The sequence below is a fragment of the Devosia polycyclovorans genome, assembly GCF_042181575.1.
Classification (GTDB): domain Bacteria; phylum Pseudomonadota; class Alphaproteobacteria; order Rhizobiales; family Devosiaceae; genus Devosia; species Devosia polycyclovorans.
The window spans coordinates 3,493,082-3,516,173 of record NZ_CP170082.1 but is presented as its reverse complement, the minus strand read 5'-3'; the positions used below and the strand labels follow the sequence as shown (position 1 = coordinate 3,516,173).

Annotated in this window: 25 protein-coding genes; 14 read left to right on the top strand and 11 right to left on the bottom strand. The window is 61.4% G+C overall.

From position 1 onward, the window contains the following. Positions 1 to 284: 284 nt before the first annotated feature. A complete protein-coding gene (locus ACE4RL_RS17515) occupies positions 285 to 1,151 on the top strand; it encodes an LOG family protein (protein ID WP_375598379.1) in 867 nt (288 codons plus the stop codon). A gap of 101 nt (positions 1,152 to 1,252) precedes the next feature. Then, entirely contained in the window at positions 1,253 to 2,722 is a 1,470-nt protein-coding gene (gene sthA, locus ACE4RL_RS17510; RefSeq protein ID WP_375598378.1) for a Si-specific NAD(P)(+) transhydrogenase, read from the top strand. Here the strand turns inward: sthA and ACE4RL_RS17505 are convergent, their stop codons facing one another. Next, positions 2,723 to 4,339: a PAS-domain containing protein gene (locus ACE4RL_RS17505; RefSeq protein WP_375598377.1), complete on the bottom strand. Its 1,617-nt coding sequence runs from the start codon at positions 4,337 to 4,339 to the stop codon at positions 2,723 to 2,725. 178 nt (positions 4,340 to 4,517) lie between these two features. Here ACE4RL_RS17505 and mscL point away from each other — a divergent pair, with 178 nt between their 5' ends. Both mscL and ACE4RL_RS17495 read left to right on the top strand, forming a co-directional pair. Then, positions 4,518 to 4,955, top strand: a complete 438-nt coding sequence (mscL, locus tag ACE4RL_RS17500) for a large conductance mechanosensitive channel protein MscL (protein WP_375600309.1) — start codon at positions 4,518 to 4,520, stop codon at positions 4,953 to 4,955. A gap of 278 nt (positions 4,956 to 5,233) precedes the next feature. Continuing rightward, positions 5,234 to 5,869: a response regulator transcription factor gene (locus tag ACE4RL_RS17495; protein ID WP_375598376.1), complete on the top strand. Its 636-nt coding sequence runs from the start codon at positions 5,234 to 5,236 to the stop codon at positions 5,867 to 5,869. A 31-nt stretch (positions 5,870 to 5,900) separates the two neighbouring features. Here ACE4RL_RS17495 and ACE4RL_RS17490 read toward each other — a convergent pair whose 3' ends face one another. Together ACE4RL_RS17490 and hemA are read right to left on the bottom strand one after the other, a co-directional pair. Then, positions 5,901 to 6,386: a flavodoxin family protein gene (locus tag ACE4RL_RS17490; protein ID WP_375598375.1), complete on the bottom strand. Its 486-nt coding sequence runs from the start codon at positions 6,384 to 6,386 to the stop codon at positions 5,901 to 5,903. Positions 6,387 to 6,512: 126 nt separating this feature from the next. Beyond that, positions 6,513 to 7,793, bottom strand: a complete 1,281-nt coding sequence (gene hemA / locus ACE4RL_RS17485) for a 5-aminolevulinate synthase (protein ID WP_375598374.1) — start codon at positions 7,791 to 7,793, stop codon at positions 6,513 to 6,515. A 452-nt stretch (positions 7,794 to 8,245) separates the two neighbouring features. Here hemA and ACE4RL_RS17480 point away from each other — a divergent pair, with 452 nt between their 5' ends. The 3 genes from ACE4RL_RS17480 (at position 8,246) to ACE4RL_RS17470 (ending at position 11,258) form a co-directional block, all read left to right on the top strand. Further along, a complete protein-coding gene (locus tag ACE4RL_RS17480; protein ID WP_375598373.1) occupies positions 8,246 to 9,571 on the top strand; it encodes a hypothetical protein in 1,326 nt (441 codons plus the stop codon). A gap of 149 nt (positions 9,572 to 9,720) precedes the next feature. After that, positions 9,721 to 10,491, top strand: a complete 771-nt coding sequence (locus ACE4RL_RS17475) for an SDR family NAD(P)-dependent oxidoreductase (protein ID WP_375598372.1) — start codon at positions 9,721 to 9,723, stop codon at positions 10,489 to 10,491. A gap of 101 nt (positions 10,492 to 10,592) precedes the next feature. Continuing rightward, a complete protein-coding gene (locus tag ACE4RL_RS17470) occupies positions 10,593 to 11,258 on the top strand; it encodes an OmpA family protein (protein ID WP_183312656.1) in 666 nt (221 codons plus the stop codon). A 50-nt stretch (positions 11,259 to 11,308) separates the two neighbouring features. On the opposite strand, the gene ACE4RL_RS17465 is transcribed toward ACE4RL_RS17470, so the two are convergent. After that, on the bottom strand, positions 11,309 to 11,602 hold the full coding sequence (locus tag ACE4RL_RS17465) for a hypothetical protein (RefSeq protein ID WP_375598371.1): 294 nt from the start codon (positions 11,600 to 11,602) through the stop codon (positions 11,309 to 11,311). After that, positions 11,602 to 11,859, bottom strand: a complete 258-nt coding sequence (locus ACE4RL_RS17460; RefSeq protein ID WP_375598370.1) for a hypothetical protein — start codon at positions 11,857 to 11,859, stop codon at positions 11,602 to 11,604. Before ACE4RL_RS17460 ends, ACE4RL_RS17465 begins: the two co-directional genes overlap by 1 nt. A 158-nt stretch (positions 11,860 to 12,017) precedes the next feature. Between ACE4RL_RS17460 and ACE4RL_RS17455 the strand changes: the two genes are divergently transcribed. The 6 genes from ACE4RL_RS17455 to ACE4RL_RS17430 all read left to right on the top strand — a co-directional run bounded on the left by ACE4RL_RS17455 (position 12,018) and on the right by ACE4RL_RS17430 (position 16,736). Next, on the top strand, positions 12,018 to 13,631 hold the full coding sequence (locus tag ACE4RL_RS17455) for an EAL domain-containing protein (protein WP_375598369.1): 1,614 nt from the start codon (positions 12,018 to 12,020) through the stop codon (positions 13,629 to 13,631). A 75-nt stretch (positions 13,632 to 13,706) separates the two neighbouring features. Beyond that, positions 13,707 to 14,096 carry a PRC-barrel domain-containing protein gene (locus ACE4RL_RS17450; RefSeq protein WP_375598368.1) on the top strand — a complete coding sequence of 130 codons (390 nt, stop codon included), beginning with the start codon at positions 13,707 to 13,709 and terminating at the stop codon, positions 14,094 to 14,096. A gap of 164 nt (positions 14,097 to 14,260) precedes the next feature. Continuing rightward, complete coding sequence (locus ACE4RL_RS17445) at positions 14,261 to 14,569, top strand: DUF2282 domain-containing protein (protein WP_375598367.1); 309 nt, start codon at positions 14,261 to 14,263, stop codon at positions 14,567 to 14,569. 55 nt (positions 14,570 to 14,624) lie between these two features. Further along, entirely contained in the window at positions 14,625 to 15,482 is an 858-nt protein-coding gene (locus tag ACE4RL_RS17440; RefSeq protein WP_375598366.1) for a DUF692 family multinuclear iron-containing protein, read from the top strand. After that, complete coding sequence (locus ACE4RL_RS17435) at positions 15,479 to 16,243, top strand: DUF2063 domain-containing protein (protein ID WP_375598365.1); 765 nt, start codon at positions 15,479 to 15,481, stop codon at positions 16,241 to 16,243. Before ACE4RL_RS17440 ends, ACE4RL_RS17435 begins: the two co-directional genes overlap by 4 nt. Next, positions 16,236 to 16,736 (top strand): DoxX family protein, encoded by a 501-nt coding sequence (locus ACE4RL_RS17430; RefSeq protein ID WP_375598364.1) that lies wholly within the window; start codon positions 16,236 to 16,238, stop codon positions 16,734 to 16,736. Before ACE4RL_RS17435 ends, ACE4RL_RS17430 begins: the two co-directional genes overlap by 8 nt. Here the strand turns inward: ACE4RL_RS17430 and ACE4RL_RS17425 are convergent. From ACE4RL_RS17425 to coxB, 4 genes are all read right to left on the bottom strand, one after another. Then, positions 16,708 to 17,628, bottom strand: coding sequence for an SMP-30/gluconolactonase/LRE family protein (locus tag ACE4RL_RS17425; RefSeq protein WP_375598363.1), 921 nt, complete (start codon positions 17,626 to 17,628; stop codon positions 16,708 to 16,710). The two genes, ACE4RL_RS17430 and ACE4RL_RS17425, sit on opposite strands and share 29 nt — an antisense overlap. Positions 17,629 to 17,763: 135 nt before the next feature. Further along, the gene (locus ACE4RL_RS17420) at positions 17,764 to 18,072 is read right to left on the bottom strand and encodes a hypothetical protein (protein WP_375598362.1); all 309 of its coding nucleotides are present in this window, start codon (positions 18,070 to 18,072) and stop codon (positions 17,764 to 17,766) included. After that, positions 18,069 to 20,570 (bottom strand): cytochrome c oxidase subunit I, encoded by a 2,502-nt coding sequence (gene ctaD, locus ACE4RL_RS17415; protein ID WP_375598361.1) that lies wholly within the window; start codon positions 20,568 to 20,570, stop codon positions 18,069 to 18,071. The genes ACE4RL_RS17420 and ctaD overlap by 4 nt, the downstream gene beginning before the upstream one ends. Then, positions 20,567 to 21,169: a cytochrome c oxidase subunit II gene (gene coxB / locus ACE4RL_RS17410; RefSeq protein WP_375598360.1), complete on the bottom strand. Its 603-nt coding sequence runs from the start codon at positions 21,167 to 21,169 to the stop codon at positions 20,567 to 20,569. The genes ctaD and coxB overlap by 4 nt, the downstream gene beginning before the upstream one ends. 72 nt (positions 21,170 to 21,241) lie before the next feature. Here coxB and ACE4RL_RS17405 point away from each other — a divergent pair, with 72 nt between their 5' ends. Then, complete coding sequence (locus tag ACE4RL_RS17405) at positions 21,242 to 21,799, top strand: DUF2231 domain-containing protein (RefSeq protein ID WP_375598359.1); 558 nt, start codon at positions 21,242 to 21,244, stop codon at positions 21,797 to 21,799. Here ACE4RL_RS17405 and ACE4RL_RS17400 read toward each other — a convergent pair. Both ACE4RL_RS17400 and ACE4RL_RS17395 read right to left on the bottom strand, forming a co-directional pair. Next, positions 21,780 to 22,292 carry a CopD family protein gene (locus tag ACE4RL_RS17400; protein ID WP_375598358.1) on the bottom strand — a complete coding sequence of 171 codons (513 nt, stop codon included), beginning with the start codon at positions 22,290 to 22,292 and terminating at the stop codon, positions 21,780 to 21,782. The two genes, ACE4RL_RS17405 and ACE4RL_RS17400, sit on opposite strands and share 20 nt — an antisense overlap. Then, entirely contained in the window at positions 22,289 to 23,041 is a 753-nt protein-coding gene (locus ACE4RL_RS17395) for a cytochrome c oxidase assembly protein (RefSeq protein WP_375598357.1), read from the bottom strand. The genes ACE4RL_RS17400 and ACE4RL_RS17395 overlap by 4 nt, the downstream gene beginning before the upstream one ends. Between the last annotated feature and the right edge of the window lie 51 nt (positions 23,042 to 23,092).

The window sequence follows — 23,092 nt, the reverse complement described above, 5'->3', positions numbered from 1 at the left end:
ATTGAGGAGTCGTAAAGATTTCAGCTTATCTCTGTTCGATATAAAGACAAATTCGCGGCACGAAAGTATTCGCATGAGCGGCGCGGCGGTAATTTCCGGTTCGGGTTGGCTCTGGGCCGCTTCCACACTCGTGAACCGATTGGCCCTGCCTCGCCCTTGCTCAAGCCACTTCCGCTGGTTATGCCCTTCTTAGGCCTTTGCCGACAGAGTGGTCCTCTGCTTCGCTGAATAAGGCCGGGCAGAATGGGCGCTGAGGTGTAGCGCCATCCAAACGGGAGTTTGTCTTGTCTAAACGCCGTCATCCGACATCCTTGCGCACCTCCAGCGAGGACGTTGCCGTCTCGCGCAAGGCGCCCGACACGCCTCAGACGCGCAGCGCTGCCTATCGCCTGGCCTTCGCCGACGACGAATTCATGACCTCCGAAGACACGCGCGGGGTGCGCTTCCAGCTCGAATACTTGAAGCCCGAATTCCGCCTGCGGGAGCATGGCATCAACTCCACGGTTGTGCTGTTTGGCGGCGCGCGCATCCCCGAGCCGGGTAAGCCCGCCTGGGCCGCCAAGAACGAGACCCAGCGGCGCAATCTTGAAGCCGCCTCGCGTTACTATGACGAAGCGCGCAAATTCGCCCAGTTCGCCTCGCAAACCGCAGCCTCCATGGATTACAAGGAATTCGTTGTGACTACGGGTGGCGGACCCGGCGTCATGGAAGCCGGCAATCGCGGTGCGGCCGACATGGGCGCGCCCTCGATCGGGCTCAATATCGTGCTGCCTCATGAGCAGGCGCCCAATCTCTATGTGACGCCGGATCTGAGCTTCAATTTTCACTATTTCGCCACGCGCAAGATTCATTTCCTGATGCGCGCCAAGTCCGTTGCGGTCTTTCCAGGCGGTTTCGGCACGCTCGACGAATTCTTCGAGAGCCTGACCCTGATCCAGACCGGTCGCATGGACCGCATCCCCATCCTGCTGTTCGGCAAGGAATTCTGGACCAAGGTCATCAATCTCAAAGCCCTTGCCGAGGCAGGAACGATTTCGCCTGACGATCCGGACCTCTTCACCGTGGTGGAAACCGCCCGTGAAGGATGGGACGTGGTGCGCCAGTTCTATAACCTCCCCCAGATGGGCGAACCAACCTGGCAGGGTGGCTGACGCTTGCATCCCTGCCTTGCCCCACTGTCATTGCCCCTTGTGCAAAGACAGTGTCACAGTGCCGGTCTAGGCATCTGGGCTGATTTGCGGGGAGCTGGGCATTGGAGCGCTTCAATCTTGTCGTGATCGGATCGGGGCCGGCTGGGCGCCGCGCCGCCATTCAGGCCGCCAAGCTCGGCAAGTCGGTGCTCGTGGTGGAAAACCGCCTGCGTCTGGGCGGCGTCTCCGTCCACACCGGCACCATTCCCTCCAAGACCTTGCGCGAAACCGTGCTCAATCTGTCCGGCTGGCGCGAACGTGGCTTTTATGGCCTGTCCTATCGCGTCAAGAAGGACATTGAGGGCAAAGACCTCGGCGCCCGCCTGCGCAAGACGCTCGACTATGAGATCGAGGTGCTTGAGCACCAGTTTGCCCGCAACGGCGTGCGCACTTTTGGCGGCATGGCCCGCTTTGCCGATGAGCATCACCTGCTGGTCACCGACCACAGTGGCGATGAGCACCAGTTTGCTTTCGATCACGCGGTCATTGCAGTGGGCACCGCTCCCTATCGCCCCACCAATATCCCGTTCGACGGCCACACCGTCATGGATAGCGATAGCCTGGTCAGCGAATTGCGCGTCCCGCGCAGCCTCACTGTCGTTGGCGCCGGCGTCATCGGCATCGAATACGCCACCATTTTCTCCGCGCTCGATGTGCCGGTGACCATCATAGAGCCCCGCGACAATTTCCTCGAATTCATCGATCGCGAGATCATCGAGGAATTTACCCATGATCTGCGCCAGCGCGGCGTCACGATCCGCCTGGGCTCCAAGGTGGATCGAGTGGAAAAGGACGAACAGGGCTGGGCCATAGCCCACCTGACCGACGGCCGTCAGATTCGCTCCGACATGCTGCTCTATGCGGCTGGTCGCGTCGGCGCCACCCAGGATCTGGGGCTCGAAAAATGCGGGGTCATGCCCGACGAGCGCGGCCGCCTCAAGGTCGATCCGGCTACCTTCCAGACCCAGATACCGCACATTTATGCGGCCGGCGACGTCATCGGCTTTCCCTCCCTGGCCTCGACCTCCATGGAACAGGGGCGCATTGCGGCCCTCCATGCCTTCGAGGCCAAGATGCCCCCGGCGCCGGAATTCTTTCCCTACGGCATCTATGCCGTGCCCGAAATCTCGACTGTCGGTCTCACAGAGCAGCAAGTGCGTGCCCACAACATCTCTTATGAATGCGGCGTCGCCCGGTTCCGCGAAACCTCGCGCGGTCACATCATGGGCCTGCAGTCAGGCATGATGAAGATGATCGTCTCGCTTGAAACCCGAAAATTGCTGGGCGTGCATATCGTAGGAGAGGGGGCGACCGAGCTCATCCATATCGGCCAGGCAGTGCTCAACCTGGGCGCCACGCTCGATTATTTCGTCGAGAACACCTTCAACTATCCCACCCTGGCCGAGGCCTACAAGATTGCTGCCCTCGACGCCTGGAACCGCATGCCCCGGGTCACGCCCGCCGCGCCCGTGGTCGACGAAGTCGAAACCGCCCCGCAGCGCAAGAAGGCGACTGCACCCAAACAGGCCTGATCAGCCGGGGCGCTTGCCGCCACCCTGATTGGCCAGGCCGCTGATTGTGGCACGCAGCGCGGCGGGCTTGACCGGCTTGGTTACCACGGCAATGCCCCGTTCCTCCGCCAGCGTGCGCACTGCGGGGCTGCGATCGGCTGTCACCAGGGCCGCCGGCAAGTGTCCGCCCACATTGTGCCGCAGCCACTCAATTGCATCCAGGCCCGACGTCTGGTCCAAATGGTAGTCCATCAGCACCAGGTCAGGATACCAGCCTTCGAGCAGGCGTTCCCGGTCGATCTGCTTGAGCGAGAGCGCGCTGCGCACCTCGCACCCCCAATGGCTGAGCAAGCCCTCCATGGCCTCCAGAATGGCGCGCTCATTGTCCACGCACAGCACTTTGAGGCTCAGCGTTCCAAAGCCTGGCTCTGCCGCCGGGGGCTCGCCCGCGCTGGCTGGGCGCGCATTGCGGATGGCGGGCAGATAGATCGAGAAGCGCGAGCCGCGCCCCTCCTGGCTATCCAGTTCCAGGGTCAGCCCCAATGCGGTCACCAGCCGCTGCACGATGGACAGGCCCAGCCCTAAGCCCTGGGCCATGCGGGCGCCACGCTCGAGCCGGGAGAATTCGGCAAAGACCAGCCGGTGTTGATCCCTGTTGAAGCCGATGCCGGTGTCGATCACATCCAGCCGCCAGCGATTGCCGCGCTTGCGCAGCCCCACCAGCACCTTCCCTCCCACGGGCGTATATTTGATCGCATTGGACACCAGGTTCTGCACAATGCGACCCACCAGCGAGCGATCGGCCATCACGCTGGCCTTGGTCCTGACAATGCGGAGCGAAATCGAGCGCTCCCGCGCCATGGGTGCAAATTCGACTTCCGTCTTCTTGAGCAGGTCCTGCGCCTGGATAGGGGTTGGCGCCGGCTTGAGGGCGCCGCTGTCGATGCGCGAAATATCGAGCAGGGCCGACATGATGTCTTCCACTGCCGTCAGCGAAGCCTCGATGGAATTGGCCAGTTCGGCGAATCCAGTCGATTTGGCGCGCTCGATCAGGGTGGACGTATAGAGCCGTGCCGCATTCAGCGGTTGCAGCAGGTCATGGCTGGCCGCTGCCAGAAATCGCGTTTTGTCATGGTTGGAGGCGTCGGCCTTGGCCCGTGCCGCTTCCAGTTCTGCATTGACCTGCTTGAGTGATAAGGTGCGTTCGTCCACGCGCCTTTCGAGCGTCTGGTTCACCTGGGCCAATTGCTGCTCGGCATGCACCCGGGCGGTCACATCGGAAATGCTGATCACCAGCCCGCCATTGGGCAGGCGGCTGGAATGAAACTCCAATGACTGCCCGGCACTGCCAAGGCGCTGGGTTACGCTTGTTGGCGCGGCGGTCAAAACCTTGATCCGCTCGATGGCCAGTTGCGCCGCGTCACCCTCGCCCAGATCACCCCGCTCGCCCATATAGAGCGCTATGTCAAACAGCGCCGAACCGCGCCGGGTCAGGTCCTCGGGCAGGTTGAGGAGGCTGTCATAGCGCTGGTTGGTGGCCACCAGGCGCAAGCCGGCATCGAACACGGCCACACCTTGCGGAATATGGTCGATGGCCAGAGCAATGGCGCGTGTCCGGTCGTGGTCGAGCAGGCTCATCTTGCTCCATCGCGTGGCATCAAGGGTGCAATGTTCTTATCGGCTCCGCGTCGGGCCGGCGCAAGGCCACCCTTGGCCCCATTGCTTTTTGCTCCAGAAACCGTTCAATCCTTAACCACTGTTAACTGAGCGGCCGCCGGAGTGGGCGGGCCAACACAGCAAGGGGGTCTTAATGAGCGTGTTCAAGGAATTCCGGGACTTTGCCATCAAGGGCAATATGATCGATCTGGCCATCGGTGTGATCATCGGTGCCGCTTTCGGCGCCATCGTGTCATCTCTCGTCGATGATGTTTTCATGCCCTTGATTGGCCTGATCATTGGCGGCATCGACTTTTCCAACCTGTTTATTGTGCTCTCCAATCCCAATGATGTGCCGGTACCCTCCGTCGCTGCGGCCAATGAAGCCGGTGTCGCCACCCTCAATATCGGCCTGTTCATCAATGCGGTGGTCAAGTTCACCATCATCGCTTTTGTGCTCTTCATGGTCGTAAGGGCCATTAATTCGATGAAGCGCGAAGCCGCCAAGGAACCGGTGGAATCCACCCCGGCGCCATCAAAGGAAGAAGTTCTGCTCACCGAAATTCGCGACGCCATCCGCGCCAATGGCAAGACCTGATCTATTCAGTTCTTGGGCCGGCAGATTTGCCGGCCTCTTCTTTGGCGCAAGAATAGGAATAATGTCATTGACAGGTTTCGGAATGAATATATACCTAGACATAGGTAGTCCATCCTACGGATTCATCGTATCGGACGGCGCCACCACTTAGAGCAAACTACACTTGCGGGACACCTGGGCAGAGGTTCAGCGAGGCGGAGGCACTCTTGCTTTCGTCAGCGGAATGCTGCGCGCCCCGGCGACCGCTTCAGAGCGAACTTGCCGGAAGGGGCTTAGGCATGAACACGCATTCCTATTATCATTCTTTCTTCAATCGCGACCGTCTCGTCCACATTGTCGATCCCGATCCGGGCACATGCGAGGCGCTCAGCGTCCTGTTTCGCCTGGAAGGCTTCCAGACCATCTTCTCGTTGGAATCGTCTCATTTTGTCGCCGCTCTCGAACGGCGCCGGCCTGATGTGGCGGTCATCAACTTCACCCAGGGTGAAGAGAGCGGGCTAGGCCTGCTGCGTCGGGTCAAGGCCCTGCGCACCGGCGCGCCCGTCGTCATGCTGGCCAACGAACCGCAGTTGGAGGCCGCGGTCACCGCCATGAAGCTGGGCGCGACAGATGTGCTGTGCAAACCCATCGATAGCGAAATGCTCCTGACGGTTATTCGGGACGCCCTGCGCAAGGACATCCATTTAGGGGCCATGCAGGCTGGCGGGCGTCCGGTCGAGGTGCGCGGTTTCTCCCAGCTTACCCCGCGTGAGCGCGAAGTGCTGCAATTGATCACCAATGGCCAGTCCAACAAGGAAGCCGGTCGTGAACTGGGCATTTCCCCCCGCACCATCGAGGTGCACCGCGCCCGCGTCATGGAAAAGCTCGGCGCCCGCAACACGGCCGACCTGATGAGGATTGTGCTTACGAGCTAGCACGACGTCATGGTGACTGGTGGCGACACGTTCAGCGTCTCCCATTGCCGGGCAACTGTTCGATCAGGTCTCGCGCCCATTGGGCGGCGCGTCCGATTTCGCCCTCCTTCAGAGGACCTTCCTGGCCCAGGACGACAAAGCCAGCTGTGTCCCCGACCAGCACACAACCTTGCTCGGCCAGCTCTCGGGCCAGCCGTTCTGCAGCATAGCCGCCCGCGTGAACAACCCAACGCAGGGGCGCGGGCTCGATCGTGTCGAGATCGATCCGTGTGTCGAACGCGGCTGCAGGGCCTGTCAGGTCGGGGCGGGAAGCAAATTCCTGGATTTCAGGCGTCGGCCGGAACCCCCGCGTGGGCGATCCGACAATGAGCAGGTCAACGCCGGACAAATCCATGCCTTGGGCCTGCTGTGCCGTGGCCAGCCTGACCTCATGCGTCTTGCTCAATTCGTTCGCCATAGCCTGGGCGATCTGGCCGGTATTGCCGAAAATACTGTCATAGACGATGAGAATGGACACGGCACACACTCCCCGTTGCAGGGAGACTATGTCCCCCAACTGCGGGCCGGCCTTGATGTCGATCAACCGGGCTGAGCTTTTTTGGCGACGGTCCCGGTCTTCAGGCCGCGCACCTCAGTCTCAACCCTAGCCGCCTAGATTGGGCAGCGTCAGGTCCCCGCTGGTCAGCTTGCTGGCCGTAATGGCCGCGTCGGCCCGTTCGCGCGGCAGTTCCAGGCTCGTCCACACGCTCACCAGCGCATGGCGCAACTCGAAGATCATCTCGTCGCTATGCAGAGGCGTCGGCGTAATGCGCAGCCGTTCGGTGCCCTTGGGAACCGTCGGGTAATTGATCGGCTGGATATAGATGTTGTGCTTGTCGAGCAGCATGTCGCTGGCCGCCTTCACCGCGCGCGCATCGCCCACGATCAGCGGCACGATATGGGTGTCTGTCTCCATCACCGGCAGGCCGGCATCGGCCAGGATGGCCTTGGTGAGGCGCGCCTGACGCTGATGCAGCAGGCGCTCTTCGCCATTGCCCTTCAGATGTTCAATGGACGCACGCGCTGCAGCGCAAAGCGCCGGGGGCAGGGCGGTGGTGAAGATGAACTCGGGTGCATAGGAGCGCACCGCATCGATGATCGAGCGATTGGCGGCGATATAGCCACCCATCACGCCAAATCCCTTGGCCAGCGTGCCTTCGATCACGTCGATCCGGTCCATCAGGCCGTCGCGTTCGGCAATGCCGCCGCCACGCGGACCGTACATGCCCACGGCGTGCACTTCGTCGATATAGGTCAGCGCCCCGAATTCCTCGGCCAGATCGCAGATTTCCTGGATGGGAGCGACATCGCCGTCCATCGAATAGACGCTTTCAAACGCGATCAGCTTTGGACGTTTGCGGTCCACTTGGCTCAGCAATTCGCGCAAGTGCGCCACGTCATTGTGCCGGAAAATCTTCTTTTCCATGCCCGATTGGCGCACGCCCTGGATCATCGAGGCGTGGTTGAGCTGGTCAGAGAAGATGACGCAGTCGGGCAGTAGCCGGGCAATGGTCGAGATCGCCGCTTCATTGGACACAAAACCGGAAGTGAAGACCAACGCGGCTTCCTTGCGGTGCAGATCGGCGAGCGAACGCTCAAGCTCAACCAGGGGACGGTTGGTGCCCGAAATATTGCGCGTGCCACCCGCGCCAACACCCATTGCGGCTGCGGTCTCCTGCATGGCCGTCACGACTTTGGTGTGCTGGCCCATGCCCAGATAGTCATTGGAGCACCAGATGGTGATTTCCCGGGCATTGTCCGCATCGTCGCGGTACATCGCCTTGGGGAAGCGTCCGGCGATACGCTCAAGGTCGGCAAAGACGCGATAGCGCTTCTCTGCGCGCAGCGTGTCGACTGCATCCTCGAAAATTCCGCGATAGTCCATGGGAGCCATTCCTTTGCGAGCACTGGAACGGCGCGGCGGCCGGACCTGGCTCTTTCGTGCTCTACCTAATCCCCGAGACGCCGCATTGATATAGGTCAATTCGACGCGCACATGTCGCCAAACCCTTGTCGTCCGAGGGGCGACCTCAATACATGAGAGTTATTCTAAGTTTCTTATTTCCGCCTGCCAATGGGCAAAAGGCCAACGGTATGTTGGACCAAAGTCTAGGAAAAAAGGCGGCGTGGATAGGGCACTCAAGTTCACGGCCCAAAGATCGGGGCTGCGGTTTCCCCCCAAACAAGCCAATGTTTGAAGGCTGCTTCTCTCTCGTCCAAGCCATCACCCTTCAACTTGAGAAGCGCAGTTAACCGGGACAGACGGTAATTGTTGATCCAGAGCCAGCCATACGCTTAGATAAAATTTCCCGGGAGGGGGCATGGGGGGTTATTGAAGTGAAGAGTTTTTCGTCTTCAAGTTTTGCCGGCGAGCAGTTCGACGCGCTGGCACTGGCGCGGGCCGCCGTTGAGAAGAATCCGCAGGCCCTTTTTACAGACTTTCAGTGGTTTCTTTATAAGGGCAAGGACACGGTCTTCTTCACCGCCTTTTCCACCCAGACCTATGACAAGGATCGTCTCGGCAATATGGTTGCCGAGATGATCGCCCTGGCGCCGCAGCTGACCCACGGTTTCGTGGGCGCGCAGCCGGGCCAGCCCTTCCCCAAGCATATGCTTGATGCCATCACCTCGGTGGAATTGGTCGACGAATTCGACGGCTATCCCGACAAGTGGCTCTCCAAGTCCTCGGACATTTTCGAGCGCGAAGACCTGCCGCTGTTCCGTGTCATGGCCGCCGTACGACGCAATGGCCCGGATGCTCAGGGCCGCGCCGCCATCCTGCAGGTGCGCTCCAGCCATGCCTTGCTCGAAGGCTCCGATTCGGCACTGCTGACCCGTTCGGCCTCGGCCGGCCATGGCGTCCAGTCCGACAAGTCCAACAAGCTGCCGTTCGCTGATCGCTTCAAGAGCGCGATGCGGGGCGGTCTCACCACGCTGATCTACCTGGTTTTGGCCAATATTCTGGCACCGAAAGCGCAGCCCTGGGGCTTCAGCACCCTGGCCGTCGAGCGTCACCGCCTGCGACGACTCGCCAACAAGCTTGGCGTCCGCCAGCGCAGTCTCATGTTTGCCCTTGTTACCCATGCCCTCAATGGGGATGGGGCCGAAAAGCACATGAGCAAGAAGGTGATCGGCGCCAACTACACTATGCTCGACACCAAGCGGAACAGCACTGACGACGACTTTTTCCGCGTTCGCGCCCTTGAGGCCAAGTTCACGGTCATGGATGATTTTGTCGACTATGTCCGCGCGGTCGACAATACTGTTGCGGGCATTGAGCAAAAGGACATCACCTCCTTTCAGGTGGTGATCAACTCCATGTTCAAGGCCATGCGAGCGGTCAATCGCGTCTTCCCCTTCCTGCCCAACAAGCGCTTCTGGCGCTTCAATGGCGGGAACCATATCGTCTTGACCCTGGTGCCGCCGCATCGCACCTATGGGCCCATGACCCATGGCCTGGTCGAGCCGCTCTATTGCGGCGCCTGGCATTCGGAAGTGAACATCTGCACCTTCTGCCCCAGCCGGGACTACGTCACGTTCAATTTCTCCATGGAACAGCGCCATATCGGCAATGTTGACAAGATTTCGGCCCTGCTCGAGGAGATCGAGAACCGCCAGGTCTCCCCGCACACCATGGCGCCGGCCGTCGAACGCCTGCGCTGAGTGCGGCTCCAGCTAGGCCCTGGTACCGGAGCAACGCCTTCACGCACCGCGCAGTCAAATCTTGATGTACGTACATCAAGGTGTCTTGCATGCGCGCCACGACCTCGGCATAAATACACGCGTTCATCTTTCCCCTCCCGGACCCAGCCATGACCGCCTTCGCGACCTATCCCAGCCTCAAGGACTGCCCCGTCGTCATTTCAGGCGGCGCTTCGGGGATAGGCGAAGCCATGGTCCGCGCCTTTGCCGGGCAGGGCGCTCGCGTCGGCTTTGTCGACATCGCCGCCGACGCCGGCAAAGCGCTCGCGTCCGGGTTGAATGTAGCAGGGCACACCGTTCACTTCATAGACTGCGACATCACCGACATCCCGGCATATCAGGCCGCCATCGCCGAATTTGCGCAAAGGCATGGCGATGCGCTGGTGCTGGTCAACAACGCCGCCCACGACCAGCGCCACCAGTGGAATGAGGTCACGCCTGAAGATTGGGACCAGCGCATGGCCGTCAATCTCAAGCACGCCTTTTTCGCTATTCAGGCCGTGGCGCCCGGCATGGCAAAAGCGGGCCGGGGCTCCATCATCAATTACGGCTCGATCAGCTGGATGATCATGGCGCCCGGCATCCCGGTCTACGAAACGGCAAAGGCAGCCACGCACGGCTTGACCCGCGCCATGGCCCGCGAACTGGGGCAATCGGGCATTCGCGTCAATTCCCTGGTTCCGGGCGCCGTGATGACTAAACGTCAGCGCGAACTTTGGGTTTCCGCGGATGACCTCGCCAATATCAAGCAGCAACAGGCGATCCCTGAGGCGATCTCGCCCGAGGACTGCGCCCGCATGGCCCTGTTTCTGGCCGCGGATGACAGCGCCATGATCACGGGTCAGCAATTCCTCGTCGATGCCGGCTGGGCCCACACCTGAACCGTTCATCCCGGGTTCAGGCTCTTTCCCTCATCACGCTCCTGCCTTATTCAAGGGCAACACAAGGCCACCATTACCGAATCCTTACTTGGGGGAAGTCTATGAAGTCGAAGGTTCTCGTCGCCCTTGCCGCGACCCTGGCGCTCAGCGCCTGTACCACCACCGATCCCTATACCGGCCAGAGCCGGATTTCCAACACCGCTGGCGGCGGCCTGCTCGGTGCTGGCGGCGGTGCTGTGGCAGGCGCCATTGTCGGCGCGGCGGTAGGTGGCGATCCGCGCGTGGGCGCCCTGATCGGCGCAGGCGTCGGGGGCCTGACTGGCGCCGCCATCGGCAATTACATGGATCAGCAGGAAGCCGAACTGCGTGCCCAGCTGCAGGGCACCGGCGTGTCTGTCACCCGCGTGGGCGACCAGATCATCCTCAACATGCCGTCCAACATCACCTTTGCGACCGATCAGTCGACGGTGCAGCCACAGTTCAACCAGACCCTGGTTTCGGTTGCGCTGGTGCTCAAGAAGTTCGAGAAGACCATTGTTGACGTCTATGGCCACACCGACAGTCAGGGTGACGACGCCTATAATCTCGCACTCAGCCAGCGCCGCGCCGTCTCCGTCGCGACCATCCTGGCCAATCAGGGTATCGATCAGCGTCGCTTCTACATTGAGGGCAAGGGCGAGACCTCGCCGATTGCGTCCAATGCCACCGAGGCCGGACGCGCGCAGAACCGTCGCGTGGAAATTCAGCTTTCGCCAATCCGCGGCTGATAGCGCTCAATTTTATCGATCAAGGCGCGGTCCTCTGGATCGCGCCTTTTTTATTGTGCCGGTGTCTCAACAACCGGTTCAGACGTCGGCGTGCCGGGCTGCATGTCGGTTCCCGGTGCGCCAGAGAACATCTGCATGACCAGCAGGATGGCAATGATTATCGCCAGGGCGCACAAGCCATAAAGCCACCAATTGGTCGGTCCGGTCGATCCCACCGTCGCATCGTGCTCACCGGCCACTTTGAGCCCAGAGCCATCGGGCACATCCAGCTTGGCCGAATTCTCATCCACAAGATAGTCCACCGCGGCTACGGTCGGCGCGTCTTTGTCACGTGTGCTGGCCATCAATAATCCCCTTTGAGAACGGTTTCTGTGCCCACCGCGCTTTCCACGCCTTCACGGACTTCGGCGATCGCCTGGTCGATCTCCTCAGGCTCATAGGCAACAGCAGCCCCTTCAACCGGCGCACCTGTGGCTTCGGCCTTGAGCTGATGCAGCAGGGCGATCTTGTCGCGCGCGGTGAATAGCGGGTGATGGGCGATTTGCATCGGCGTGAGCTGATCCTTTCCGCCCATGCGCTGTTTCAGGGTGTCGAAAATCATCATCATCTCCCTAATCGGTTGTGGGCCTTTGCGGCCCTCCACAAGGTCAATGCGACAACCTCCAGCCGGTTCCGGTGGGGTCGGACAACAGGAGGCAACGATTTAACCCGGCCTTGAGATGTTTTCGCGCATAGTCGGGGACGCGGAGGAAATCTCGGATGAGCCGGTTTGTCGGCATTCTGATCGCCGGAACCCATCAGCGCGGCCTCAGGATCTGCCTGTGGCTGGTCGCTTTTGTCGTGCTGCTGTTCGGCGCCACTTGGATTGTCGCCGAACAAGTCTCGCTCAACATGCGGGTGGAAACCCAACGTAGCCTGGCAGGCTTCGAGCGGCTGCGCGCCAATGTTCTCTCCACCTTCGAGGAAATGGATCGGCGTTTGGTACAACCAGCCTGTTCTCCGGCTTTCCTTGAGGAACTCCGTCGCATCGCCTTCTTGCCCGATGGCATCAACGAACTGCTCTACGCACCCGGCGGCAGCGTACAGTGTTCCGTCAATTCGGGGCGCCTCGCGACCCCTCAGCCGCTCGGCGAGCCTGACATTCCGGCTCAGAACCCTTTCGACATGGCCTTCTGGTTCGACATGGATCTGGGTTTTCTCGGGCTCGATGGCATGCAGGGCATACTGGCACAGCGCGGTTCATTGGCCATGATTGTGCCACCGCAGTCTCTCCCGGCCACCGGGCCGCGCTGGATGGAGCAGGAACTCATTTTTCGCTTCAGTGACGATGACTGGTTGCACCGGCAGGGCGAGGCCGGCCTCTATGATGAAGCCACCAGACATAGCGGTCCCCCGCTTATGTCCGTCCTTAGGGGCGTCTTCTATGAGGTAGCCTGTGATACCGGCGGCATCCACTGTGTCGCCAATCGCAGCTATCTGACCCAGCTCTTCGGTCCAGGCTGGGCGACCGTGGCCGTCATTCTCCTGGTGGCCAGCGTTCTGGCCGCCTGGATAGCCCAGCATCTCCAACCCATTATCGAGCGCTATTGGTCCTTCGAGGCCCGCTTCCTTCGCCGCTTCGACAAAGGCTCGGTTGTTTGCGCCTATCAGCCTCTGTTCGATCTGAAGCGGAACCTGGTGACCGGCTGCGAAGTGCTCGCGCGCTGGCGCGACATCGATGGCACCATTGTGCCGCCCGATCGGTTCCTGCCGATTATTGAGAAACATGGTCTGACCGAGCGCTTCACTGCCATTGTGGTGGCCTATGCCTATGCGGACCTGACCGCTCACCTCCCCAACGGTGTGCGCCTGCAGGTCAATTTCAATATCTTCCCGCAAGATCTCGATGCCGCCCGACTGGTGCCGGTCTTTGCCCCCTTCCTGGCCGAGGGCACGCCGTTCGACGTCGTGGTCGAAATTGTGGAAACCGCCGAAATCAGCCCGGAAACCGCACAGGTCGAAATCGAGCGGCTGCGCGCAGCCGGGATCAAGGTCTATATCGACGACTTCGGCGCCGGTTACTCTTCCATGCACAATCTCGCTGCCCTTTCGATCGACGGGGTTAAGCTCGACCGGTCGTTTGCCATGGCGCCAGACCATTCGGTCATGGCCACCATGCTGACCCATGCCATCGATCTGGTGCAGGCGTCGGGCCGGTCGCTGGTGGTGGAGGGGGTTGAAACAGATGAGCGCCTGGAAGCCCTCAAGGCCACGAACCTGGTCGATTTCGCTCAAGGCTACGGCATATCCCGCCCGTTGATGATCAATCCCTTCATCGCCTATCTGGCCGAGCATGGCCCGCGCCCCAGGTCGCGGCCGCGCCTGGTCGCCTGATCACATTTTTAGTTCTCGCGAAACCAGCTCGAGCTCATCGCGTTCTGCCTCCACACCCCAATCAAGGAGGATGAAATGGCCTATGATGACAACCGTGTGGACACAGCCGACGTCAAGGAAACGCACGATCTGATCGCTTCGGACAAGGTTGAGGGCACCAAGGTCTATGACCCCAATGGTGAGCATATCGGTTCCATCGAACGCATCCTGGTCGAGAAGCGTGGCGGCAAGGTTTCTTACGCCGTCCTCAGCTTTGGCGGCTTTTTGGGTATTGGCCACGACCACTATCCACTCCCCTGGTCCAAGCTGGACTACGATGAGACCCTCGGCGGCTATCGCGTCGATATCACCAAGGATCAGCTTGAAGGCGCCCCGCGCTATGAGGGCGAGGACGACAATTTCTGGACGGCCGAGAATGGGCGCCGCGTCTATGACTATTATGGCGTGACCCCCTACTGGATCTGATCCGGATACCGCTTTTTTCAATGACCAAATGATTGCAAGGCCGGCGCCGGTTTCCTGGCGTCGGTTTTTTGCGTTCACGAGCGCGTGAACGTGTAACTCCTCTGCACTGACTGCGAATGTCCTTGTGTCGGAACCTCAAAAGGTTCCCAAAGAGGAGAAACCCAATGAACCGTCTGTCCACCTTCGCTCTCGCCGCTTCGTTGACCGCTGCCCTCGGGGGCACCGCGGTTGCCCAGGATGCCATGGGCGGCGACGCCATGGCAGCGACCGAAAAGTGCTATGGCGTTGCCCTTGCCGGTGCCAATGACTGCGCCGCCGGCCCTGGCACCACCTGCGCCGGCACCTCCACCGTCGACTACCAGGGCAATGCCTGGAAAGCCGTGCCCGCCGGCACCTGCGAAACCATGTCGGTCGAAGGCGATCGCATGGGCTCGCTTGAGCCGCTTGATCGCGACCTCCCCATGGCAAGCTGATCGCTGCAAACGGGAGGCTCGCTGGGCCTCCCGCCTTTCACATAGGGAGGTCACCATGCCATTTGATACGCTGCCGTCCCGACCGGGATTGGGTCTCAAGCCCCAGCACTACGCCCAGATCATCGCCGACAAGCCCGATCTCGGTTTCTTCGAGGTCCATGCGGAGAACTATATGGGCGAGGGCGGTCCGCCGCACCGCTATCTGAGCGCGATTTGCGAGAACTATCCGCTCTCCCTGCACGGCGTGGGCCTGTCGATTGGTGGCGAGCGGCCGCTGGATCGCGACCACCTTGATCGCCTCCACGCCCTGGTAGAGCGCTATCAACCCGCCTCGTTTTCCGAGCACCTGGCTTGGTCCAGTCACGATGAAGGCTATCTCAACGATCTTTTGCCAGTGCCATATACGCCCCAGACCCTGGATCGGGTTGTAGCCCATGTCGATCAGGTGCAACAGGCCCTTGGCCGCCGCATGCTGCTCGAAAACCCTTCCACCTATGTGCTGTTTGAAGAAAGCACCATTGACGAGGTCGATTTCCTCGACGGCATCGCCCGCCGCACAGGTTGCGGCCTGCTGCTCGACGTCAACAATGTCATGGTCTCGGCGGTGAATCACCGGCTCGACCCCGTTGCTTACATTGACCGTTTTCCCGTGCACCACGTGGGCGAAATTCACCTCGCCGGCTATGATGAAACCACCGACGATGCCGGCGAGCGCCTGTTGATCGACGCGCATGGCAGCCGCGTCCGCCCCGACGTATTCGAGCTTTACCGTCACACTATAACCCGTACCGGCGCACTGCCCACGCTCATTGAGTGGGACAACAATGTCCCCACCTTTGACGTGCTGATGGACGAAGTCCGCCTGGTTGATGAGGTGCTCGATGGCACGTTGAACCGGAGACTGGCATCGTGACCAGTCAGAGCCAGTTCACCCGGGCATTGACCGATCCCGCTCAGCCGGTACCGGCGGGACTGGTCTCGCCACGCGGCAGTGTGGATAGCAAACGTTTCGCGGTCTATCGCAACAATGTCCATGTCGGCCTGGTTGGTGCCCTTGCGGCCCGCTTCCCGGTGACCCGCCAACTTGTCGGGGAAGAGTTCTTTGCCGGCATGGCACGGCTCTATGTTGGGCAGACCAAGCCCAAGGGTCCGGTTCTTATCCACTATGGCGACAGCTTCCCCGATTTCGTGGCGCAGTTTCCGCCCGCTTCGGGATTGCCCTATCTATCCGATCTGGCCCGGCTCGAGGCGGCCTGGACCGACGCCTACAATGCGGCCGATGCCGATGTCCTTGCCCCGGCCGATCTGAGCACGATTGGCGGTGATGCGCTGGCCGCGCTTGATCTGACACTGGCGCCGTCCACGCGCCTGGTGCGCTCTGGCTTTCCGGTCGGCTCGCTTTGGTCTGCCCATCAGACTACGCCGGTCAGCATTCCGGCATTATCGGGCAGCGAATGCGTGCTACTCACGCGGCCAGAGGCCGACATTCGCCTCACCATCATTCCACCCGCCGCCTTTGCATTCCTCAAGGCGATAGGGCAGGGCCTGTCTTTGGGCCAGGCGGCCGCAGCCGCCCTGACCGATTTTCCTGATTTTGATCCCGGCGCCGCGCTGGTGGGGCTGGCCGGACTGGGCGCCTTTGCGGCCCTGACCAAGGAGCAAGCTGATGTTTGATCGCGCCATTGCCCTCTGGAACCGTCTCGATGCGGGTCTCGGCGCCATCCCGGCCGCCTTGCCACTGCTGGCCTTGCGCATCGTGCTGGCCATTCCGTTCTGGCGTTCGGGCCTAACGAAATGGGACGGCCTTCTCAATCTCTCGACCGGTGCCCGCTATCTCTTCGAGCAGGAGTTCAAGCTGCACCTCTTCGGTCAGGCCTTCCCCTATCCTGCGCCGCTCGCCATGGCCTTTCTGGCCGGGCTTGGCGAGATCATCCTGCCCATCCATTTGGTTCTGGGGCTTGGCACACGCTTCGCCGCGCTGGGCATTCTGGCCATGACCGTCATCATCCAGCTTACCGTGCCCGATGGCCTGATCAATTTCCACCTGCCCTGGTTTGCCATGGCCCTGGCGTTGCTCGTCTATGGCGGCGGCACCCTCTCGGCCGACCGGTTGCTCGGCGCTGCCATTGGCCGGGGCTCTAAGGGGTCTGCGCACCTGTCGCAGTGACATAGATGGCATAGAGCGAGCCCGTGGCGGTGATGAACAGCCGGTTCCGCCGCGGGCCGCCGAAGGCCAGGTTCGAGACGCGCTGCGGGACGCGTATCTTGCCGCAAAGCTTTCCGGCGACATCGAATACATGCACCCCGTCAGCAGCAGAACACCAGACCCAGCCGTCCGTATCGACGCGGAAGCCATCAGGAATGCCATTATCGATCACCGCGAACGGCCCCTCGTCGCGCAGCGACATCCCCCCATTCTCGACAGCGAAGGCACGAATTTGCCGCGGCACATCCGGGTCGTGGCTGGCACCGGAATCTGCCACATAAAGTCGGCTCTCATCGGGCGAAAAGGCTAGCCCGTTGGGCTGCACGAAGTCCCCAATCATTAACCTGATGTCGCCGGTCTCCCCATCGATCCGATAGACCCCGTGCACCGGCTGCTCGGGCGCAGACTTGTATCCCTCGTAGTCCGAGAGGATGCCGTAGGTCGGGTCGGTGAACCAGATCGACCCATCCGATTTCACCACCACATCATTGGGTGAATTGAGTCTTTTGCCTTCATAACTGTCCGCCAGCACAGTGATCGTGCCATCGATCTCGGTCCGCGTAACCCGACGCGGCCCATGTTCGCACGAAATCAGGCGCCCCTGCCGGTCGCGTGTGTGGCCATTGGCGAAATTGGACGGCTCAGCATAGATACTAACCGAATTGTCGCGCGCCAGATAGCGCAGCACGCGCTGATTGGGGATGTCGGAGAAATAGAGGCAATCGTGGTCGGAAAACCACACCGGCCCTTCGGTCCAGCGGCAACCGCCATGGAGCTCCTCCAATTGCGCACTGCCCACGATCTTGCGGGCAAAACGCGGATCGATGATCTCATATAGTTCGCTGCTGGCCATGGTGTCCTCCCTTCCGGCAAGGCTTAGCCACAACAGTGCCGGGCCACAATAGCCCGGTGGAACGAACTTGCCTGAGAGAGGAAATGACCCGGTTGCGCCCTCTAGCAGGTGGAACTGGTTGCCTTGCCTGGCTCCTCAGGTGCAGAGGCTCACAAAGCTCACCGGCAGGAAGACGAGTATTGCTGCCAGCAAAGCAGCGCGATTGGCCCAGAGCGCTGCCGTGGACAGCGTGCCCTGGTGATCGTGGCTGTTGCCGGGCAGGGCCAGCCAGACCAAGGGGGCAATGGCGAGCAGGTAGAGCAGCCAAAGGATGGGCCGGTGCCAATCGCCCCAGTCATAGGCACAGCCCAGCGCCTGGGCGGCATAGAGTACGATGAAGGCCACGGACCAGACGACAAAGCCAGCAATCAGCCGCACCAGCGGGTGGGAGAGAGTGAAGGTCACGACGTTGCGCCTCCCAGACCGAGAATGCCGGTGAGGCCCAAGGACAGTATGACGGTACCTGCGGCATAGGCGTTCCAGAGGGCGGCCAGCACCATCTCGGTCCGGCGGCGCGCGGACACATAGCCCTTGGCAAGGCGCCAAAGCGCATGCGCCGAGATGACGGCCCCCAGTCCGCAATGCAAGCCCGCATAACTCAGGGCCACAAAGGGTACGGCCCGGCGGGCATGGCCTGTCGGATCGCCAAGCCAGAACATGGCGGCAATGATCGAAGCCATGGCGATCATCTGAACCAGGATTGCCAGGATCAGGCCGGAACTGGCAGGTCTGCCACGCGCATTGTCGTGTCTGGCGCGTGCCGCGAACATGGCGCCGGACAAGGTGGCCAGGGTGATCACAGCGCCAACCCATAGCGGGACCTGCGCCGCACTGGAGTCCTGCCAATTAGGCGCGACCACGAGCAGGAATAGTCCGCCAAAGAGCAGCGAGGCGAACAGCGTTGCGTTCATCGCCAGGGCGGTGCGATTAGCGAGGATCGTGACATTGTCGTGAACTTCCATATCGGGCGGAACGGAGATGCCGCGTCCAATATCAAGGGGTCCTCGATCCTGCCTTGTGCCCAGGCCGCGAGGCCAGACGAGAAACAGACCAAGCGTGACCAGGGCGCCAAGGGGCGCCAGCCAGTAAAGCTTGAACAGCAACGCGAGGAAAAAGCTCGCCGTCGCCAGCGCCGTCCATAGCGGCAGGTAGGATTGGCGCGGCAGGGTGATCAGATGCTCGACCTCGCCGGTGACCATGTTGACCCCAAGGGTTTCCTGCTCGCCCCTATGGACAAAGCCGAGATAGCCTTGCCCGCCCGCCAGTGCCGGGCCGGCAAGTGCCGGCCGCAACTGGTCGGCCCGCGTCTCGATATGCGGAATGGCGGCAAAATTATAGCTCGGCGGCGGGGTTGCCGTGGCCCATTCCAGCGTCCCGGCGCGCCAGGGATCGCGCCGGAAGCGGGCGCCAAAACGAAATTGCAGCACCATGTCCGCCAGCACCAGCGCAAAGCCCATGGTGAGAATAAAGCCACCCACCGAGGAGAGCAGGTTGAGCCAGTCCCAGCCCCAGTTGGAGGGATAGGTAGAAATGCGGCGCGGCATGCCCATCAAGCCGGTCAGGTGCATCAGGAAAAAGGTGAGGTTGAAGCCGATCAGGATCAGCCAGAAGGCCGGGATTGAGAGGCGATAAAGGCTTTGCCGGCCCGAGATATGCGGCAGCCAGTAATAGATCGCGGCCAGCATGGGAAAGACGAAACCGCCCACCAGTACATAATGCAGATGCGCCACCACGAAATAGCTGTCATGGGCCTGGGTGTTGAACGGCACCATGGCCAGCATCACCCCGGTCAGCCCGCCGATGACGAAGACGACGAAAAAACCGGCGACGTAGAGCATGGGGATGTCCCAGCGCGGCTTGCCGGAGGCCAGTGTGCCGATCCAGGCAAAGATTTGCACCGCTGTAGGGATCGCCACCAGGGCGCTTGCGGCCGAGAAGAACGCCAGCGCCAGATGCGGAATACCCACCGTGAACATGTGGTGCACCCAGAGCCCGAAGCTGAGAAAGGCCATCGCAACAAGCGCCGCGATAATGGCACGGTAGCCCAATATGGGGCGTTGCGCGAAGACCGGAATGATCGTGGTCAGCACGCCGGCGGCGGGCAGGAAGATGATGTAGACCTCCGGGTGACCGAACAGCCAGAACAGGTGCTGCCAGAGCAGCGGATCGCCGCCCCGCGTTGGATCGAAGAACGGCAGGTCGAAAGCCCGTTCGAGTTCGAGCAGGATCGAGCCCAGGATCAGTGGCGGAAAGCCGATGATCATCATGCCGGCCGTCACCAGCATGTACCAGGCGAACAGCGGCATGCGGGTGAGCGACATGCCCGGCGCCCGCATTTTGAGAATGGTGACGAAGATCTCGACCGCCGCTGTCACCGCCGAGATTTCGACAAAGGTGATGCCCAATAGCCAGACATCGGCATTGATGCCCGGGGTATAGGGTTTGGAGGAGAGCGGCGTATACATGAACCAGCCGCTATCGGGCGCCACCCCCACGAGCATGGCCACGATCAGAATCGATCCGCCGAACAGATAGCACCAGAAGCCATAGGCGGTGAGCCGGGGGAAGGCGAGGTCGCGCGCACCCAACAGCTTGGGCAGCATATAGATCGCGAAGCCTTCGAGCATGGGAATGGCGAACAGGAACATCATCACCGTCCCATGCATGGTGAAGATCTGGTTGTAGATTTCGGGGCCAAGAAAGGCACTGTCCGGGGTCGCCAATTGCGCCCGGATCAGCATGGACAGCACCCCGCCCACGCCAAAGAAGAACAGCGCCAGCGCCATGAACCGCTTGCCCAGTATGGTGTGATTGACGCTGGAGAGGCGAGCGAGCCCCGGCGGGGTACGCCAGATGGCGTCGAGCTGCTTGTGCAAACCGAGGGGAGATGGCGTCTGGCTCATTGGCCGCCCTCCATCAGGGCCGTGAAGTCCTCGGCCGTGTGCGCCTCGATGCGGAACCACATGCCATCATGGCCCGGTCCGCAATATTCGGCACATTGCCCCTGATAGGTGCCAGGTTCATCAGCTTCGAGGCGGATGAGGTTCTGATGGCCCGGAATGGCGTCGATCTTGCCCCCCAGCCTGGGGACCCAGAAGGCATGGATCACGTCCTGAGAGGTCACGGCCACATCGACGGGCTGTCCGGCGGGGATATGCAGGACTTCGTCGTTCATTTCTCGACCGTCGGGATAGGTAAAATTCCACTGCCAACGTTCAGCATGAGCACCAAAGCGCAGCGGTGCGTCGCCCCGGGGCAGCAATTGCTCACCCAGCACCAGTGCCGTGCCGGTGAGCAAGATCAGCACCGGGATGGGCAGGACGAGCCCGCCCCCGATAATCCATTGCATCGGTGTGACACGCGAGACCCATGCCGGGCGCAGATAGGTCAGAGCGAACAGCGCAATGACCAGCGCGAACAACAGGGTTGAGCCGAAAAACATCACCCACCACAGCGTTGCCAGATTACCGGCGCGAGGACCGGCCGGATCGAGGGTGGACAACGCACCCGTGCAACCGGCCAGCAGCAGCGGCGTTGCACCAAGTGCAACGGGTTTGAAAAAGGGGTGCAGCAGATGACCGATATTCCGCGCGAGGACGAGGAAAGCGAAATCCGCGACGAGGAGACCCCGCCTGAGGCTCGGTCGAACCATCCCAATCCGGCCATTCGCGCCGTTGCCAACAAGGACATCGGATCCACGATCGCAGTGGCCGGGCATCCTATCCATGCCATGCTGGTGCATTTCCCCATCGCCTTCGTCGTTGCCACGCTGGGTGTCGACATTTTCTATTGGTGGAACGCCGATCCGTTCTGGCTCGAGGTCGGTAAATGGGCCGCCGGCGCGGCTTTTGCCTTCGGCGTGCTCGCGGCCATTGTCGGTACGCTTGAACTGCTGGCCGTGCCCGGCATTCGCGTGCGGGTTGCGAGCTGGAACCATGCCATCGCGGCCATGGTGATGCTCGCGATTGTCGGGGCAAACGCCGGCTTGCGCATCTATTGGCCCGAGATGGTTCTGCCCAGCGGGTTGATGCTCTCGGTTTTGGCGACCATGGCGGCCGGCTTTGCAGGCTGGCATGGCGGCAAGCTGGTGTTCGATCATGGCGTCGGCCTCATCATTTCGTCACGCCAATAATCTGGCCGGCCAGTTCTGACAGCGCGCCAGGTGCAAAAAAGCGCGCGAGGACAGTCGGCCATTCGATATCGGGTTTGCCAAGGACCAGCACCAGGATCGCGGCGATGGCCGAAAGGGTCACTGTTAGAATGAGAATGAAGCGTCCGAGCGGATAGACCCCGTCCGGCTCGAACAGCCTGAGGATCAGCAGCCCGGAAAAAATGTGAACGCCGGTCAGCACGGAGACCCCGACCAGCTTGGCCGAAAACCAGTTCTCATAGGTTCCCTGCAGCAGGATCAGCGCCGTGCCTGAGGCGATGGCGGCAAACGCGGTGGGCGACACCAGCGCCACGTAGAGAAAGCGGGTAAAGGCATGCAGCCGGTACAGCGGCTGCCCCTCAAGTCCCCGGCGCTGGCGGTAAAGAAAGGGCAGGGCGATCAGTCCGGCGGACCATCCGGCTATGGTCGCGACATGGACAAATTTGAGCCAGGTGACAAGCAAAGCGAGGCTCATTCAGCCACCGCCTGCTCTGACCGCAGCGCTTGCGCCAGGCGCCAGAGCACCAGTACCAGGAGCGGCAGATTGGCCGGCACCCACATGATGAGCCCGGCCAGTTGCTGGTCCTCCAGCGGCGACAGGCCGAATGCCAGGGTGCTGCCCAGATGCGGCAAATAGAGCGGGCTGGGTGCAAACACCAGCAGCGCGCCGAGCAATCCCATCTGAATGGTGCTGGACAAGGCGGAGATGCCTGCGGCCATCGCGGCATGGCTGCGCAACAGGCCGAGCCACAGCCAGGTGAAGCTGCCTATCAGGCTTACCTGCATGAGCCAATAGAGCGCCGGATGGGTAAATGCGGCTGTATAGAAATCGGGCGCATGCCAGAGCCAGAGCGTAAGGGTCGAGATCACCAATGGCGGCAGCGAGCTGGCATGGGCACCCCAACGCGCGGGCAGGGTCAGCGCCAGCAGCGGCGCCAGCGCCATGGTCAGAACGATATGGTGGCCGACGCGCACCGAAAACAGCGCCACGCTCAGAGCGCAGACGGGCGAGACGAAAAGGAGCACCGCCAGCAGCCACGCACTGGCAAAGGCCAGTTGGCGTCGTCGCCCCGCTTGGTGCAGGAGTACAAAGCCGGCCAGAGCCGAGAGGGCGAGGACTATGAGCAGGATCGGCTCAAAATTCCACCGGCCCAGGAGCGTCTCCGGGGTCGGTGGCAATCCGCAATAGCTCATGTCAAAGGAAAAGGCTGACGCTGGGTCCATTTCCGTTCCGGTTGTTGGGGGTTGTGCCGACACCGCCTCGCCTTGTGGCCG